This is a genomic window from Bacteroidota bacterium (genome assembly GCA_039821555.1).
Classification (GTDB): domain Bacteria; phylum Bacteroidota; class Rhodothermia; order Rhodothermales; family Rubricoccaceae; genus JBCBEX01.
This window is the reverse complement of record JBCBNX010000001.1, coordinates 112,576-128,253: the sequence shown is the minus strand read 5'-3', so window position 1 is coordinate 128,253 and position 15,678 is coordinate 112,576. Positions and strand designations below refer to the sequence as shown.

Below are 15,678 nucleotides of genomic sequence, written 5' to 3'. Positions count from 1 at the left end.
TCACTCCACCTCTCTCGCAAGCGTCTGGCCTGTCTCTCGCGCTGAGGGGTAGCCGGTCGCACCAGGCCCCGTATCCGCCATTTACTCGCACCGTTTGGAACGTCTGCTCTGGAGGGTCTCGCTTTGAAACCCGCCAGTCTCGAAGTGATATCGCCCTGTAGAGCGCTGGTGTACGGTGTTTTGAAACGATGAGGGTAGAATTGTGCACGGCGGCCACATCGTTCTCGCATGCGTTGGCCGAGTCGAGCGCCCTCCCAAGTTCTCAAGAGCCCATCGGATGCGAAGACGACGATCCCTAGCCCTCGGTCGGGATCGGCATCGTCCTTGTCCTCCCGATCGTTGATCTAGGAGCCTTTCGCCTCGCGTCGTGCACTGCTGCCCCGTATTGCCTGTCCACCAACCCGCCCGCGCTGGTCGGGTTTGGGTGTGGTATTTCCTGTGGCGGGGCTTCGGGTGGGCTGGGGCTCTGCTCACGCTTGGAGCAGTCGCGCTCGCTCCGGATCTGGCAGGGCAGCCCATGCCGACCTCGGCCCAGCCACGCACCAACCTGCTCAGCCCTGACAAGCTCCCCTCACAGTACCGTGCCACGCCGTGGACAAGCGACGACGGGCTTCCGCAGAGCAATGTGGACGCGCTCGCCCAGTCTACGGACGGCTATGTGTGGGCCGCCACCCTGGCTGGAGTCGGCCGCTTTGACGGGGTCGCGTTCGAGACCATCTCCACGCGCACGCACCCCTCGCTCCGTTCGAATAACGCCAACGCTCTTACTGGAGATGCGGCGGGAGCCCTCTGGATCGGCACGAGCGATGGGCTCGCTCGGCTTCTACCCGACGGCGAGCTCGCTGTCTTCGACACCACCCACGGCCTTCCTTCCGCTTCGATCTTCGCTCTGGCGGCGACTGACGCGCAGCTCTGGGTAGGCACCGAGGCGGGCCTCTGCTGGAGCGCACTCTCCGCCGACGTGCCCGCCTTCACATGCCGCTCGGAGGGACTAGCGGACCCTTACGTTGGCGTCCTCCTGCCCGCGACCGATGCAGACGGTCGCGACGGCGTGTGGATCGGCACGGGCGCTGGCCTCGCCTGGTTCGATGGCCGCAGCGTGACGACCTATGACCACCTTGGCGATAACCTGGCTGCCCCGGTCCTCGCGCTCGCTCTCGATCCCCAAGCGCCGCAGCGCCTGTGGGTTGGCGGATTGGACGGCCTCGCCCGGCTCGACCTGAGCGGCACCCAGCCGCGCACCGCCACGCCGATCCCTCAACTGTCCGCCGCGCGCATCGCCGACCTGGTCTTTGACACGGCGGGCTCTCTGTGGATCGGCACCGATGGCGATGGGCTCTTCCGATGGAGGGACGACGACGGGCCTGAGCTAGACCGGCTGACGGAGACTGCAGGCGAGGCGGTGCGTGCTATCGGCTCGTTGCTGCTGGATCACGAAGGCGGGCTGTGGGTGAGCGTGCTCGGCACAGGCCTTGTCCACCTACGGGACGCCAAGATGACGCCGTTCGGAGAGCCAGAGGGGCTAGAGGCGGCCGTCGCCTACTCGATTGCCGAGGGGCGCCGCGGACGCGTCTGGGTAGGCACCGACGGGGGCGGCGTGAGCCGAATCGAGGACGGCCGGGTGGTGGAGACGCTCCGCGCCGACGGTCCGTCAGGCCTCGCGAGTGACTTTGTGAACGCGGTCGTCGAGACGCGCGACGGGACGCTGTGGGTGGGCACCAACGGCGACGGCCTTGCCCGCTGCGCTCGCCCTCCCAGCGCAGAGGCGGGCCGTTGGCGATGCGCGTCCTTCACCATGGACGACGGCTTGCCGGACCCGTGGGTGCTCGCTCTCTTTGAGGCAAGCGACGGGACGCTGTGGATCGGCACCGATGCCGGGATCGTGCGCGCCCGCGGCGAGCGCCTGCTCCCCGGCGTGCTCACCGAAGCCGACGGGCTCGGTCGCTCCTCGGTCAACACCTTCGAGGAAGACAACGCTGGCGTGCTCTGGGCGGGGACCTACGGCGGCGGCCTCAGCCGGATCGAGGTCCGGGACGGCCTACCGACGGTCGCAGAAACCATCACCACCGACGACGGGCTCAGCCACGACCTCGTGCTGGACCTCCTGGCAAGCCGCGATGGGTGCCTGTGGATCGGGACCTACGGCGGCGGCCTCTCACGCCGCTGCATCGGTGACGACGGCGTGCCCTCCTTCGCCACCTTCTCCACGCGGGAGGGCCTCCCCTCCGACGGCATCTTGAGCCTGCTTGACGACGACACGGGCGCGCTTTGGGTCAACACTGACCGGGGCCTTGCCCATCTGCTCCGCGCGGACCTTCTTCCAGACGGAGACGGGCGCGTCCGCCTTGACCCTGACATTCTTGGTGTGGCCGACGGTGCCCGCAACGCTGAGGGCACAGGTGGTGTCGGCCCCGCTGCACTGCAGGCGTCCGATGGACGGCTATGGTTTCCCACCATCGACGGCGTTGTCGTGCTCGATCCGTCGGCGCTACCGTCGAACCGAGTCGCGCCTCCTGTTGCGGTGCAGCGGGTGCTCGTGGGCGGAGCGCCTCAGCCGCTCGGGGCGGCACGCGCGGGCACCCTGTCGCTGCCCTCCGGTAGCCGCGAGTTCGAGTTCGACTTCGCCGCGCTGTCGTTCTTCGCGCCAGCCGATGTGCGCTATCGCTATCGCCTCGACGGCCGCGACGACACCTGGAGTGAGCCGGTAGCACGACGGCAGGCGTTCTACACCGACTTGCGGCCCAGCACCTACACGTTTCGCGTGCAGGCCATGAACAACGACGGCGTCTGGAACAACCTAGGCGCCTCCGTCTCGTTCACCCTGCAGCCCTATTTCTACCAGACCACCTGGTTCTTCGTGGTGTGTCTCCTGCTTGGCGTCGCCGTGCTCTACGGCGGCTTCGCCATCCGCGTGCGCCAACTGCGCCGTCGTGCGGAGCACCTCGAACACGTCGTCACAGAGCGGACCCGCGAACTTGCCGAGGAGAAAGAACGCGTCGAGTTGCAGAAGTCTGTGATCGAGGAGCAGGCGGGCGAGCTCCGCGAACTCAACGAGCAGCTAGAAGAGCGCGTTCGCGACCAGCTCGCAGAGATCGTGCGCGGCTCGCGGCTCCGGAAGTTCTTCTCCAAGAAGGTCGTGGACCGCATCCTCACGGCCGACGAAGACGTGAGCGTCGTCAACGAACGGAAGCGCGTCACGGTCCTGTTCTCCGACCTCAAGGGCTTCACCCGCTTCTCGGACACGACCGACCCAGGCGTGGTCACGGGGATGCTCAACGCCTACCTCACCGAGATGGTCGCCCTCATCGAAGACCACGGCGGCACGCTCGACAAGTTCATGGGCGATGGCATCATGGCCCTCTTCGGCGCAGCCGACCAGATGCCACCGGAGGAACAAGCGCGGCAGGCCGTGCAGTGCGCGGCCGCCATGCAGCACGTGTTTCGTCGCCTGCGCAGACAGTGGGCGGCGGCGAATCTTCCGGCAAGCCTTGACCTTCGTGTCGGCGTCAACCAGGCCGAGGTCATGGTGGGCAATTTCGGCTCGGAAGACCTAGTGGAGTACACCGCCATTGGCCAGGGGGTGAACTTGGCGGCCCGCCTCGAGGGTGCCTGCACGCCAGGCCAAGCGCTCGTCTCGTTCCCTGTCTACGCGCTTACGAAGGCGGCCTTCCCCTACGCAGGAGAAAAGGCCTACCAGCTGAAAGGCATCGAGCGTGCTGTACCGGCCTATACGCTGCAGACGCACAAGATGGACGAGACGACGAGCCCCCAGCCTTAGACGGTCGACATAGCGCACCCGAGGCTCCCCAAGCAGGCGTCTGAGCGCGTTTAGTAGATCCGCACGTAGGAGGTGGCTGGCGCGAGTTCAGCGAGGGTCGCGGCCTCCTCGTCGCCCGAGTCCAGGGCCTCGCGCAATGCACTGAGGTCGGCCTCTGGTGGGCGGACCTTGACGAAATGGTCGGGGAGGTCGTCCACGTCCACGCGTAGTTCCACCGCTCGGCGCGAAGCCTGCTGGACGCGGACCGTGCCCAGACGTGTCTGCTGCTGCGTCTCGCCCCGCCGCTGCATCGAGTCGAGAAGGCGGTCCTTCATCCGCTGCGCCGAGTTCTTGAGGGCGCGCTCGGCACTCTGCAGCCGCTTGCGCTCCGCTTCGATGGCCTCCGCGCTCACACTCAGTCGACGGATCACAGCCACACACGCTTCGATCTTGTCCTCGCGGGCATCGAGGAGCGCGTTGTGCCGAGCCTCGGTTTCGTCGTCGACCTCCCCCCCGGCTTCCACCAACTCGCGTTCGAGGTCAGCGAGGTCGGCGTCGAGGTCGTACAGGTTGAGCGGACGGACTGGGTCGGGCACGGGTCGAGAGGCGTAGCTAGTACGATGCGGGTGCACCTAACCTACGCGTTCCTCGTCCTCGCGAGACACGGTGGAGGGTGGGAGCAAGGTGAAGACGGTCGGCAGGCCGATAAGCTGGATGCGGCGTGCCTGACTGGTCACTTCGCGGACGACGGTGTGGAGGGTGTGGTGCAGGGTGTTCATGCAGAACTGGGTGGATGGCACAGGTGCATCGCCGTCGGGTCGCGGACCCGGGTGCGGGACGATGCGAGCGAGTCACCCGAACCGGCACCTCCTCCGTGTCGGATCCGCTGACGGCCCCGCGCAACCGCTTCCATTACGTCGAATTAATCTGTCAGCGCTTCCGGCGCTACTTTTCTCCTTCCTGCCTTCGCATTTCCTCTGGTTTCGACGCGGACTGCGTTCCTACATATGGCGCCCTTCATCGGCATCACCACCTCTCTCAACGACGGCGAGCAGCGCCTTGACTCGGCCTATGTGCGTGCCGTCGAGACGGCGGGCGGCGTCCCCGTCATCGTCCCCATGGCTGGCGATGTGCGGGCGATGGCCGACCGCTACGTGTCACTGCTCGATGGCCTCGTGGTGACGGGTGGTCCCGCCGTCGTGCACGGGCTCGTCACCGACCGTGCTTGCCCGACGCTTCCGACCGACATCGACCCGACGCACCCGATCCGGGAGGCTGCTGACCAGGCGCTTCTTCAGCGCTTTCTTGCCACCTCGAAGCCCGTGTTGGGTATTTGCTACGGGATGCAGCTGATGAACGCGCTTCTCGGCGGGACGATCTACGCCGATGTCCAGCGGCAACGCACAGGAACAGCCGCGCACAGCGTGAAACGTGGCGGGACCATGCACGCCGTGGAGCATGCGAGCGGTTCGACCATGGCGGACGTGCTCGGCGAGCAGGTGGAGGTCAACACCCGGCACCTACAAGCCGTGGCAACGTGCGGGGACGGATTGGTGGCGACAGGCTACGCACCAGACGGTGTCGTTGAGGCGTTGGAAGGAGACGACGGGCGACTGCTCGGTGTCCAGTACCATCCCGAGCGACTCGGCGCGGTCGGGGCCCCACTCTTCGCACACGTGGTCCGGCGCGCTGCTGGTGCTGTCTAGCCCACCGTGCAGCCTCGCAGAGCGCGGGAACGGACTGGATCGCTCTGCCGTCCACGAATCACCTCGGAGAGCATGCCGTTTCGGCTCCGTTTTTTAGGCTCGGTACTGAATTTGCACGTACGAACGCTGGAGGATTCGCGTAGATTTCTGCCAGCAGGATAGCCCTCCCGACCCGCTCGCCTGCCCTTTCCTTCTCCTTCCGCATGCACCACGACGCTCCCGCGCCTTCGGACGCCCCATCTCCTGACGCTTCCGTCCCATCGTCCGCCGCGTCCCCGGACCCCTCTGCATCGGCTCCCTCGATTAGCCTGCCTCTGGTGCTCATCGTGCTGGGGCTGTTGGTCGGCATCGGGGCCTTCGCGGCGCACTTCGGCCAGTTTGACCTGAGCGCGGCCCTCGCTGCGAACCTGGGCGAGGATGGCATCTTCGAGGACGACGACGACGAGCCGCTCCCGCTGATCGGTTTCGACCCGGACAGTCCGTTCATGTTCAGCGGCCTACCTCTGCATCCGGACCAGATGTACCCGGCGGTAGCAGCGAGTGTCTTCCTAGCCGACCCCAACGAAGCGTCCTTCGCCCAGCAACCGCGGTCGGTCCGCGAGTTTCGACAACTGCTCGACCTGTACGAAAAGCGCCAGGGCCAGGACGACAACTTTACGATCCGCGTCTTCGACGGACGCTCGAATGAGACGTTGGAGTTGCACGAACTGGTCGCCGAGCGGACCCGCTACGAAGACAGCGGCTGGGCGAACTGGGACCGTATCAACCAGGTGCGTCGCACCGAGACGCGCCGACTCGTTGACAAATATGTCCGCCGGGGCGTCCCGCGCGAGGAGGTCAAGATCCGGTGGGGCTACGCCAACCAGGTCGCCGAGGCGCGGGCGCGCGAGCTGAGCACAATCCAGTATGAGATCGCCCTTGCCGACCAACTTGGGCTGAGCCTGCTCGCGACGGAGATAGGCACGGTGGAGACATTCAACCAGGACATGCTCGTTTCCCCTGCCGGGGCACGCTCGCGGTATCAGATGATGCCGGATGTGCTGCGGCGCTTCGATGTCCGTCGCTATCAGCTACCCGCAGGTGAGGGCCGCGTCGATGTGCGCGAGGAGCATCACCCGCTACTCACGCTCGAACCAGCGTTCGTCTTCCTGCGCGGCTACGTCAACAGCGTCGGCCATGAAATCCCGGGCATCTCGGCCTACCACACTGGCCCGGGCAACATCTTTCGGCTCTACCAAGCCTACATGCAGTCGCAGGCGGGTCGGTCCCTCGACCACAAGTCGGTCGTCGATGCGTACATGTGGGGCGTGACTGACGGCTTCGAACGCGTGAAGCGACAGTCGAGCTTCGGCAACCACTCGCGGGCGTATGTCTTACAGGCGTACGGTTCACTCCGCGCCACCGAGGACGAACTGATCGACCCCACACACACGCTGGAAGCGGAGCGCGTACGCTTGATCGACGGCGAGCGCATCACCCTCGCGGACTTACTCGCCCGCCTCGCTGCGCACAGCGACCGCCTGGACTGGAGTACGGTCGCCGACCTGGGCTCGTCCTACGAACGCTTCCGCGCGCTCAACCCGCACATCGACCTTCCGGCTTCCGACGATGGCGCTGTTCCCCCACGGGGCAACCTGAGCTTGACCGCAGCCGTCGGTGAGGCTCCGGTGCAGTTCTTCCTCCCACTTGGCGCCTCCGACCTGCTGGCCCGGACCGGCCGCACCCTCCTCGACCCAGCCGCCACGTTTGTCTTCGACCGGAACGCCTTCCGTACGAGCGGTGCCGACCGCACGGCGGCCGACGACGCCTACGACCGACTCGTTGCCGACATCGCGGCGTTCGGCTTCACGGAGTCAAACCTTGCGCGGCTGCGTACGCTGCGGGGCCAGTTCTACGCTCTCGCGGAGGCCACCCCGACGGCGTATCGCCAGCGCCAGGCAGAGATTATCCGCATCCACAGCCAGGTTTGGGGCACCCGCGCTTGGCGTGACCTCGTCGGCTCGGTGAGCACGGTGATGGGCGCTGAAGCGGGCCTGCCGTTCGCAGACGACGTGGCAAGTAACTAGCACAGCACCGTCTCTACGCATGGCTGTCCTCCGCGCTCTGCTCGCCGAGTGGCGCTCGCTCGACACGGGCCGCGCCACACTGCGATCGTTCGGACGCGTGGTGGGCACGGTTGTCCTCGGCATCGCACTGGTCGTGGCGTGGCGCCGCGGCTGGGCATGGACCTCGGCCGTCATTACGCTCACGAGCCTCGGCGGCGCGCTCGTAGTCCTCGGCCAACTCACACCGATGCTGCTCCGGCCGGTCTACCAAGCGTGGATGCTGCTAGCCCTCGCGCTCGGCGCCGTCGTCTCACGGATCCTGCTGACGCTGGTTTTCTTCCTCGGCGTCTTACCGATTGGCTGGGGACGCCGGACGTTTTTGGACAGCCCCATCCTCACGCGGCCAGACCCCCAGGCGGAAAGCTACTGGCAAAAAAAGCCGCCCCCGACGCTGAGCGAACGGGAGCGGCTCGAAAAGCTGTACTGACGGCCAGTACGGCGGTCGTGCTCGGCGCTTACGCTTCGAGCTTCGGGATGACAATCTTCTGGCCGGGGTAGATCTTGTTCGGGTCCTTGATCACCTCCTTGTTGGCCTCGAAGATGGTCGGGTACTTCATTGCATCGCCATACTTCGCCTTGGCGATCTTCGAGAGTGAGTCCCCACTCTGGATGGTGTAGTACTCCACGACCGGCTCAGGCGGGGCTTCGGGCTCGCCGGTGTCCACCTTGAGATTGTCGTCATTGACCTTGTCGATGCCCTTGACGTTGCCGGCCATGAGGACCGCCTTGTTCTTGGTCGAATAGGAATCCGCGGTGCCGTGGAGCGACACGGTCCCGTCGTTGATCATGACGCCGGTGATCTCGACGCCAGGGAGGTCGTCGTTGAGCATCGTCTTTACGTCTTCCGGCTGCGGATTGTCCTTGCCGAAGAGCTTCTCGCCGGTGTCTTTGAGGAAGTCGAGCAGACCCATGGGGCTACCTACAGGATTGATGAGGGAGTGCGTTCGAGTGGGTGGCGCCTCTATCCGCGAGGCGAACGCAAGTATACGCAGCGGGGCCCACTATGGTAATCCGATAGCGTGAGCACGATCACCAACCCAAGCGATCAGCCAGTGCGCAAGGCTGCGCCCCGCGCATGTCGCCTGGAGCCACGTCGTCAGCAAGGCGAAGTTGGTCAGCTTAGTCAGTGATACGGCGGAGCGCAGGCTCGGGCTTGGGGTCGGCCGCTGCACGATTGAGGACGCATCCCTGTCTATTCCCGATCTTGGCTGTTTGATACACGATCGCTCGACACTGCCACCGTGCACTTCGCTCGATTTCGCTTGCCCTCGCCTCTGTGGGACGCCGCACGACAGATCCGTCATGCGGTGTTCGTCGTCGAGCAAGCATGCCCCCCTGAAGAAGAGTGGGACGCCTTCGACTCCGAGGCCACGCACCTGCTCGGCTTTCTTGACGACGAGCCAATGGCCACAGCACGGTGGCGGACGGTGGAGACGGCCGACGGTCCCACAGCGAAGTTGGAGCGGTTTGCTGTGCTCGGCTCGCACCGTGGACGCGGTTTGGGTCGCGGCCTCGTCGCCCAAACGCTCGCAGATGCTGAAGCCGCTGGGTGCCGCCGCTTTACGATGCACGCGCAGGCGCACCTCGCCGACTTCTACGCCTCGATGGGGTTCCAGCGTGTCGGCCCTGAGTTTGACGAGGTCGGCATCCCTCACGTCATGATGGTGCTGATTCGCTAGGGAGTGGTGACATTCATCAGGTCAGACGCGCACGCCGCAGCGATTTCGTTGCCGCAAGGCGGATGAGGAGTGCGATCCTGAAACGTGCGATCCTGTAGGATCGGGCGGCGGGTCGAACGCAGCGGGAGCGGAATCGAAGCCGTGAGCGGCCCTCGGCTTGAATGTCACTACGCACCAGCACATGCATACACGCAACACTCTGCATCGAACGGCTTCGCATGTCTTTAGCGAATCTTGCCGCGCAGTGCTGCGTGCAACTGTGCTGCAATCGCTGTTCCCGCTTACCCTGCCCACGCATGCCCGCGACTACCGACGCCCCCAGCACGATCCTGGACCAGTTGAAGGCGCTCATCCGCCTCCAATACATCGACAGCCGCATCGACCAAATCGAGAAGCTGCGCGGTGACCTCCCTGAGGAAATCCGCGACCTCGAAGACGAACGCGCCGGCCTTGCCACGCGCATCGACAAGGCCAAGCGCGAGATCATGGAGGGCGAGGCCCGCCAGAAAAAGCTTGCGCTCGATGTCGTTGAGAGCGAGGCCATGATCAAGAAGTACGAGGAGCAGCAGCTCCAAGTCCGCAACAACCGCGAGTACGACGCGCTCACGAAGGAGATTGAGGCTCAGCGCCAGAAGATCACCGCCGCACACCTGGAGACGGAAGAGCTCACCGCCACGATTGAGCGCGACAAGGAGGCCATCGTCGGTGCCGAAGAGCGCCTCGGAGAACTAGTGTCCATCCTTAAGGAGAAGCAGGCCGACCTCGAACAAGTCGTCGAGGACACCAAGAAGGAGCAGGAGGGCTTCCAGGCGAAGCGCAACGAGGCTGCCGAGGCTATCGAGGGGCGCTATTTCCAGGCCTACGAGCGCCTACGGAGCCGCCTGCGCGATGGCCGCGCCGTGGTACCGCTCGAGCGCGGGGCCGCCGGTGGCTTCCAGGTGCCGCCGCAGCGCCAGGTGGAGATCCGCCAGCGCAACCGCATCATCCCCTGCGAGCACACCGGCCGCATCATCGTCGACGATGCCCTCTTCCAGGAAACGGTCGCTGAACTGGACTTCTAGCCAGGGCCAACGGTGAAACGAACAGCGGGTAGGCTTCGTTGAGGAGCCTGCCCGCTCTCACTTCGAGAGCGTTTTCCACACGCGGGGCGGCGGGACCGTCGCCTCGGCGAGCCGACCCCTTCGGGGACCCGTGCGGCGCCGGGGAGGAAAGTCCGAACACCGCAGAGCGCCGTGCTTCCTAACAGGAAGGCGGGCCGCGCCTCCGGGCCTGGCTCGACAGCACGTGCAACAGAGAACAGACCAGCCGATGGCGTGCCCGGGATCGGCAACGATCCTACACGCACAGGTGATGGGTGAAACGGTGGGGTAAGCGCCCACCAGCGTCCCTGGCGACAGGGGCGGCTAGGCAAACCTCACGGGGTGCAAAGCCAAACAGCCACGCTTCGACCGCTGCTCGCGGGAGCGCCTCTGTGCGCAGCGTGGCGGGTAGGCTGCTACAGGCGTCCGGCGACGGGCGTCGCAGATAGATGACGGTCGCCGACGGCTCTCTACCAGGGCCGCCGGTACAGAATTCGGCTTACACGCCGCCCCGCGTGTGGAAAGCGGCAGGGCTCGGCCCGATATGCTGCTCCTCGAACAGGCGCGCGAGCACAACGCGCGCCACCGCATAGATCCCTGGCACCGTGCTCTCTCGCGGGCCGGCAACGTTGAGCACGGTAACCTGTCGCTCGGTCAACCAAGCACGCACAGGGGCAAGATTCAGTATCCGCGGGTTGGAGGCGGCGTTGATAGCCAAGTGGAACACCGGCACATTGAGCCTCTGTGCAACGCGGGCGGTGTACGCTGTCCCTCCGACGAGAGGCAAGGGCGCCACGATGAGCGTTGCCTCGGCATCGCGCACGTTGAGGCGGGTGCGGACGCGGTAGGCTTTGGAGGGTGTCTCACGAAGCGGGTACTGCGCTGGGATGGCTCCGTCTTCGGCGCGGCGCCCGACCGGACACCACCCACCCACGCGGAGCCCGGCTGCCATCGCGGCATCCAAGGCCGCACGGTCTACGCCGGATTGTCCGCCCGACATGACATGATGAATCACAGGCTTGATTATAGTTAGGTTTGGACTGACAGGTTGGCACGCGAACTATGCTGGCATGGGCTTAGCTAGGAGAAACCGCACAATCAAACCACATGGATGGATTTGTGCTTCAACACGCCTCATTCCACCCACGTGCCCACTTACACCACTAGCCACGACCAAGCTAAGCCATGAGTACGCTTCTACGCTACGCCCAGCCCCGCGAGTTCGACAGCTTTCGTCGCGAGATGAGCCGTCTGCTCGACGACTTCTACCCCAACCGCCGCGCCGACACCTCCGAGGCGGACTCGGCTGTGTGGAGCCCACGCGCAGACCTCGCCGAGAACGACAACGCGTTCGTCCTCTCGCTGGACCTCCCCGGCATCGACAAAGACACGCTGACAATTACCCTCGACGAGGGGCAGCTGAAGATCAGCGGCGAGCGCCAGTTTGAGAACGAGGAAGCAGGTCAGTTCCACCGCATCGAGCGGACCTACGGGAAGTTCTTCCGCGCCTTTCGCGTCGGCAACGCCGTCACTCCCGAAGGTATCGACGCCTCATTCGTGAACGGTGTGCTGACCGTCACCCTACCCAAGGCAGAGGAGCGCAAGCCGCGCCGCATCGAGGTGAAGTAGGCACCGAGCCGAATACGCCGCCGCCGTCTATCTGCGCGGTCTGTCGAATTCGCTGCGAACGCCCCGACCGGAGCAATCCGGCGGGGCGTTCGTGCGTTTTTTGTGGCGTTGCGGTTTTTCCATTTCCTAGCGCCTCCATGCGACTGCTCGTCGGCATTTTTCTCTTCACCATGGCGCCTGCCTTTGGGCAGACTTCCTCGCAGATCCCAGACGCACAGGCTGTCTTGGATCGGATCGACCGGACGTATCAGACGCTCACGGCGGTACGCGCCTCGTTCTCCCAGGAAATCGGAGGCCAGACGCTAGAGGGGACCCTTACGGTGCAAGGGGATCAGTTCCGTGTGGAACTGCCTGGCCAAACCATCGTCAGCGACGGCGAGACCGCGTGGTCCTTCTCCGAGGCCGACAACACGGTGCTGATCAGCCGTGTGGCCGACGACCCGGCCTTCTTCTCCCCTGGCGAACTCTTCCTTCGCTACCCCGAGCGCTTCGATATCGAAGTTACCGAGCGCACGACCTGGAACCAGGTGCTCATGGACGTGCTCGCGCTCTCGCCGAAGAATCCGGTGGACGAGGTCGAAGCTGCGACGCTCTACGTCCGGGCGTCAGATGGCGTCCCCGTCCGCGTTGAGGTCCAGAGCCTCGGCCAGTCCGTGACGATCACCCTTGCCGATATCCGACTCAACCCGCGCCTCGACGACACCCAGTTTAGGTTCCGGGTGCCGCGAGGAGTCGATGTCATCGATTTGCGCTCCTAGCCCGACTTGCACTCTTAGCCCGACTTGCACTCGCAGCGTAGCCTCTCCCCTTTGACACCTGCACCCGGCCCATGTCACCCCGCCTAAAGACCGTCCTCACGTTCGGCGGCAGCCTGGTGTTGGGAGGCGGCCTGCTTTTCGTAGCGTTGCGCGGCGTCGACTTCAGCGCCGTCGGCGAAGCGCTGAGGACGGCCGACTACGCGTGGCTCGTCCCCCTGCTGGCGGTGTCGTTGCTCTCGCACTACGCCCGTGCCTGGCGCTGGCGCCTGCTCCTCGACGTGCTCCCCGAAGAACCCGACACGTCTTCACGCAGCACTCCGACCGATATAGCCAAGCCCCGAGCCTCGACGCTTCAGGCGTTCTACGCCACAATGATCGGCTACATGGTAAATCAGGCTGCCCCCCGTCTCGGCGAACCGGCGCGTGCGGCGAACCTGGCCGCAGTGACCCGCCATCGATTTGCGTCGGTCTTCGGCACGGTCGTCGTGGAGCGCCTGGTGGACGTGGTGGTGTTGCTGGCAGCGCTCGCCAGCGTGCTGGTTCTGTTCTGGAGCCGACTTGGCGCCCTGCTGGGCGAGTTTGCAGGGGGGGCACGGGCCGTCGTTGAGGGGCTGCGTGCCCAGAGCGGCATGCTTCTGGTGATCGGCGGGCTTGGTCTAGCGGCGGCACTGGGCGCCGTTTGGTGGTGGCGCGCGAGGCGACACGCAGGGACGGGCGGCAAGATCCAGGCAATGCTGCTCGGCTTCGGCGAAGGGCTACGCAGCCTCGTGCGTGTCCGCAACAAAATCGGCCTCGTCTGGTCCACCGCCGCGATCTGGATCTGCTACGCTGTGATGACCTACATCCCGCTGCAGATGATCGGGATCGCCTCCACCTATGGGCTGACCCTGTTGGACGCCTGGGCGATGGTGGCGCTCGGTGCTGTTGGGATGGCTCTGCCGTCGCCGGGCGGGACCGGGTCGTACCATTACGCCATCATCGTCACCATGACGCTCCTGTTGGGCGTCCCAGAGACGCCCGCGGCGACCTACGCCCTCCTCACGCACGCAGTGCAGCTTGTCTTCCTTGTGGTAGTCGGCGCCCTATGTCTGTTCGCTCAGGGCGCCTCTATCGCCCCCCCCAGCGAGACGGACCCGGACGCGACCCCAGCAGACGAGCCTCCACAGCATGTCCCGGCTGACGCGGAATGAGGCGGTGGCGGATCAAGCCCCTGGCCTACGCTCTTGGCGCCGTCGTATGCCTGTACACCGGCTGCATCGACGAACTCCCACCGGACGTCGACGAGTGGCCTGTGACGATCACGTCTGTAGCGGAAGTGCCAGAGTTTGCTGAGCGCTCCACGCTCGTCTCCCTGACTGGACGCGTCGAAGCACAGGGGGATTTACACGTGCTGCTCTCCGACGGAACTGGCCAGGTGTGGGTCGAAGTCACGGCTGCGATGCCTGATGTCGGAGTTGGTCCCGTCGGCGTTCGCGCCGTCGTGCAACGCCGTCGAGACAGCGTGCGCGTCCGCGCGCTAGAGTGGGCCCACGACGCCAGCGAAGCAGACGCGGCACCATCACGGGGCCACACTGGGACTAGGTAGAACGCTGGCCTGGGGGCCGAACGCGGCTCCGTTCGGACGCAGGCGAAGCCCGTTCAGCCAGGGTTTTCACCGTTCACCAAGCAATGACAGGAGCGGCGGAGCGACTCTGCCTATCGTCTGTTGCGGCTCGTTCCCTGCAAGTCGCCCATCGTTGACCAGTCCTCTGGTGCCCTCCTGCCACCATTCTCACCATCCGTCATGATGCCCCACAACGCTTCCCGGAACCCTCTCGAAGGCCTGATCAGCGCCGAAGTCTTTGCGCTGTTGAGCGAGCACCAGCTGCTGAGTGAGAAGGGCGTCCGGGACTTCCAGATCCGCCGCCGCTTTCGCGCCATGCGTGCCGAGGATGTGCCCGCCTACGAGGCTATCGAAGAGCTCCGCGAGGAGTACCCGTACCTCCAGTTTGACACGATCCGCAAGATCGTCTACGGGCTGCGCAAGCGCTAGGAACGCGAAGGCTAGACGCGCACCCGGGCTGCTGCAAACAGGGCGATGCCTGCTGCGACAGAGGCGTTGAGTGACTCCATCGGCCCGGGCATCGGGATCGAAATGAGCGTATCGCACACGCTACGAACGCGGTCCCGCAGGCCGCGCCCTTCGTTGCCAACCACGAGGCACAGCGGCCTGTCCCAGTCGTACGCCCACACCGTAGCCGCTTGCTCACCCGGTTGCGGATCGCCTGCCAGCCCAGCGACCCAGTAGCTCCGCTCCTTAAGTCCGAGGAGCGACTCAGCTAGGTTGGGTACGCGTGCGATCGGCAAGCGCAACGCCCCCCCCGCGCTTGCCTTCACGGTCACGGCCGAGAGCGGAGCCATACGCCGCTCCGGAACGAGGACCCCGGCTGCACCTGCCGCCAGAGCGCTGCGGAGGATCGCACCGTAATTGTGCGGGTCCTCGACCTCGTCTAGCGCAACGAGCATCGGCTTCGTCGCCTTCACGGCATCCCGATCAGGAGCAATGCTGTGCAGCATCTCGGCGACATCGGCATAGGACACCGGCGCGGCCACTGCCACAACGCCCTGATGGACGGCATGCGGGGCGAGGCGGTCCAGCTTCTGAATCGGGACCGTTTGCACAGGAACACGGACGGCTTTCGCCGCGGCGCGCACATCACCGACCTGGGCACCTTTTTGGACGTACACCTTCTCGATCCGCCCGTCGTCTAGGGCGAGGGCTTCCCGAACGGGGTTGCGACCGGCGATGACTTGGGACTTCACAGCGTGCGTGGCAGACGGAGGGGTTGGAGGTCGCTGTCAAGGTATCGTATCCCCATCAACTCGTTGCGGTCGCGCTGCTGGCGCGAGACCGGTGACAAGCCGTGCGATCGAGCCGTCTTCTTTCAGCTGCCACGGTCCGCCTTCTCGATGCCGATGCAACACG

14 protein-coding genes, 1 other RNA gene and 1 pseudogene are annotated in these 15,678 nt (G+C 65.3%); 11 read left to right on the top strand and 5 right to left on the bottom strand.

The window, feature by feature from the left end; all coding sequences use genetic code 11:
- Nucleotides 1-517 precede the first annotated feature (517 nt).
- A complete protein-coding gene (locus tag AAFU51_00525; GenBank protein ID MEO1569730.1) occupies nucleotides 518-3,778 on the top strand; it encodes a two-component regulator propeller domain-containing protein in 3,261 nt (1,086 codons plus the stop codon).
- A gap of 50 nt (nucleotides 3,779-3,828) precedes the next feature.
- Here AAFU51_00525 and AAFU51_00520 read toward each other — a convergent pair whose 3' ends face one another.
- Both AAFU51_00520 and AAFU51_00515 read right to left on the bottom strand, forming a co-directional pair.
- On the bottom strand, nucleotides 3,829-4,353 hold the full coding sequence (locus tag AAFU51_00520) for a siphovirus Gp157 family protein (protein ID MEO1569729.1): 525 nt from the start codon (nucleotides 4,351-4,353) through the stop codon (nucleotides 3,829-3,831).
- 36 nt (nucleotides 4,354-4,389) lie between these two features.
- Nucleotides 4,390-4,536, bottom strand: coding sequence for a hypothetical protein (locus AAFU51_00515; protein MEO1569728.1), 147 nt, complete (start codon nucleotides 4,534-4,536; stop codon nucleotides 4,390-4,392).
- 228 nt (nucleotides 4,537-4,764) lie between these two features.
- Between AAFU51_00515 and AAFU51_00510 the strand changes: the two genes are divergently transcribed.
- The 3 genes from AAFU51_00510 to AAFU51_00500 all read left to right on the top strand — a co-directional run bounded on the left by AAFU51_00510 (nucleotide 4,765) and on the right by AAFU51_00500 (nucleotide 7,995).
- Entirely contained in the window at nucleotides 4,765-5,463 is a 699-nt protein-coding gene (locus AAFU51_00510; protein MEO1569727.1) for a gamma-glutamyl-gamma-aminobutyrate hydrolase family protein, read from the top strand.
- Between the two features lie 317 nt (nucleotides 5,464-5,780).
- Entirely contained in the window at nucleotides 5,781-7,529 is a 1,749-nt protein-coding gene (locus AAFU51_00505; GenBank protein ID MEO1569726.1) for a hypothetical protein, read from the top strand.
- 19 nt (nucleotides 7,530-7,548) lie between these two features.
- The gene (locus AAFU51_00500) at nucleotides 7,549-7,995 is read left to right on the top strand and encodes a hypothetical protein (GenBank protein MEO1569725.1); all 447 of its coding nucleotides are present in this window, start codon (nucleotides 7,549-7,551) and stop codon (nucleotides 7,993-7,995) included.
- Nucleotides 7,996-8,023: 28 nt separating this feature from the next.
- Here the strand turns inward: AAFU51_00500 and lysM are convergent, their stop codons facing one another.
- Nucleotides 8,024-8,479, bottom strand: a complete 456-nt coding sequence (lysM, locus tag AAFU51_00495) for a peptidoglycan-binding protein LysM (GenBank protein MEO1569724.1) — start codon at nucleotides 8,477-8,479, stop codon at nucleotides 8,024-8,026.
- A gap of 351 nt (nucleotides 8,480-8,830) precedes the next feature.
- Between lysM and AAFU51_00490 the strand changes: the two genes are divergently transcribed.
- The 3 genes from AAFU51_00490 to rnpB all read left to right on the top strand — a co-directional run bounded on the left by AAFU51_00490 (nucleotide 8,831) and on the right by rnpB (nucleotide 10,844).
- Complete coding sequence (locus AAFU51_00490) at nucleotides 8,831-9,247, top strand: GNAT family N-acetyltransferase (protein MEO1569723.1); 417 nt, start codon at nucleotides 8,831-8,833, stop codon at nucleotides 9,245-9,247.
- A 296-nt stretch (nucleotides 9,248-9,543) separates the two neighbouring features.
- The gene (locus tag AAFU51_00485) at nucleotides 9,544-10,308 is read left to right on the top strand and encodes a hypothetical protein (GenBank protein MEO1569722.1); all 765 of its coding nucleotides are present in this window, start codon (nucleotides 9,544-9,546) and stop codon (nucleotides 10,306-10,308) included.
- An 82-nt stretch (nucleotides 10,309-10,390) separates the two neighbouring features.
- Nucleotides 10,391-10,844, top strand: an RNA gene (gene rnpB / locus AAFU51_00480) — RNase P RNA component class A.
- A 53-nt stretch (nucleotides 10,845-10,897) separates the two neighbouring features.
- Here rnpB and AAFU51_00475 read toward each other — a convergent pair.
- A pseudogene (locus AAFU51_00475) lies at nucleotides 10,898-11,326 on the bottom strand (putative molybdenum carrier protein).
- A gap of 185 nt (nucleotides 11,327-11,511) precedes the next feature.
- Here AAFU51_00475 and AAFU51_00470 point away from each other — a divergent pair.
- From AAFU51_00470 to AAFU51_00455, 4 genes are all read left to right on the top strand, one after another.
- Nucleotides 11,512-11,955: an Hsp20/alpha crystallin family protein gene (locus tag AAFU51_00470; protein MEO1569721.1), complete on the top strand. Its 444-nt coding sequence runs from the start codon at nucleotides 11,512-11,514 to the stop codon at nucleotides 11,953-11,955.
- 137 nt (nucleotides 11,956-12,092) lie between these two features.
- On the top strand, nucleotides 12,093-12,713 hold the full coding sequence (locus AAFU51_00465; GenBank protein MEO1569720.1) for an outer-membrane lipoprotein carrier protein LolA: 621 nt from the start codon (nucleotides 12,093-12,095) through the stop codon (nucleotides 12,711-12,713).
- Between the two features lie 71 nt (nucleotides 12,714-12,784).
- The gene (locus tag AAFU51_00460) at nucleotides 12,785-13,903 is read left to right on the top strand and encodes a lysylphosphatidylglycerol synthase transmembrane domain-containing protein (protein MEO1569719.1); all 1,119 of its coding nucleotides are present in this window, start codon (nucleotides 12,785-12,787) and stop codon (nucleotides 13,901-13,903) included.
- 593 nt (nucleotides 13,904-14,496) lie between these two features.
- Nucleotides 14,497-14,745 (top strand): hypothetical protein, encoded by a 249-nt coding sequence (locus AAFU51_00455; GenBank protein ID MEO1569718.1) that lies wholly within the window; start codon nucleotides 14,497-14,499, stop codon nucleotides 14,743-14,745.
- An 11-nt stretch (nucleotides 14,746-14,756) separates the two neighbouring features.
- Here the strand turns inward: AAFU51_00455 and rlmB are convergent, their stop codons facing one another.
- Entirely contained in the window at nucleotides 14,757-15,515 is a 759-nt protein-coding gene (rlmB, locus tag AAFU51_00450) for a 23S rRNA (guanosine(2251)-2'-O)-methyltransferase RlmB (GenBank protein MEO1569717.1), read from the bottom strand.
- Nucleotides 15,516-15,678 lie beyond the last annotated feature (163 nt).

What these genes read in the sequence shown, in the direction of transcription:
- AAFU51_00525 (MEO1569730.1), top strand. Translation starts at nt 518, where the DNA reads ATGCCGACCTCGGCCCAGCCACGCACCAACCTGCTCAGCCCTGACAAG.
- AAFU51_00515 (MEO1569728.1), bottom strand. Translation starts at nt 4,536, where the DNA reads ATGAACACCCTGCACCACACCCTCCACACCGTCGTCCGCGAAGTGACC.
- AAFU51_00510 (MEO1569727.1), top strand. Translation starts at nt 4,765, where the DNA reads ATGGCGCCCTTCATCGGCATCACCACCTCTCTCAACGACGGCGAGCAG.
- AAFU51_00500 (MEO1569725.1), top strand. Translation starts at nt 7,549, where the DNA reads ATGGCTGTCCTCCGCGCTCTGCTCGCCGAGTGGCGCTCGCTCGACACG.
- lysM (MEO1569724.1), bottom strand. Translation starts at nt 8,479, where the DNA reads ATGGGTCTGCTCGACTTCCTCAAAGACACCGGCGAGAAGCTCTTCGGC.
- AAFU51_00485 (MEO1569722.1), top strand. Translation starts at nt 9,544, where the DNA reads ATGCCCGCGACTACCGACGCCCCCAGCACGATCCTGGACCAGTTGAAG.
- AAFU51_00470 (MEO1569721.1), top strand. Translation starts at nt 11,512, where the DNA reads ATGAGTACGCTTCTACGCTACGCCCAGCCCCGCGAGTTCGACAGCTTT.
- AAFU51_00465 (MEO1569720.1), top strand. Translation starts at nt 12,093, where the DNA reads ATGCGACTGCTCGTCGGCATTTTTCTCTTCACCATGGCGCCTGCCTTT.
- AAFU51_00460 (MEO1569719.1), top strand. Translation starts at nt 12,785, where the DNA reads ATGTCACCCCGCCTAAAGACCGTCCTCACGTTCGGCGGCAGCCTGGTG.
- AAFU51_00455 (MEO1569718.1), top strand. Translation starts at nt 14,497, where the DNA reads ATGATGCCCCACAACGCTTCCCGGAACCCTCTCGAAGGCCTGATCAGC.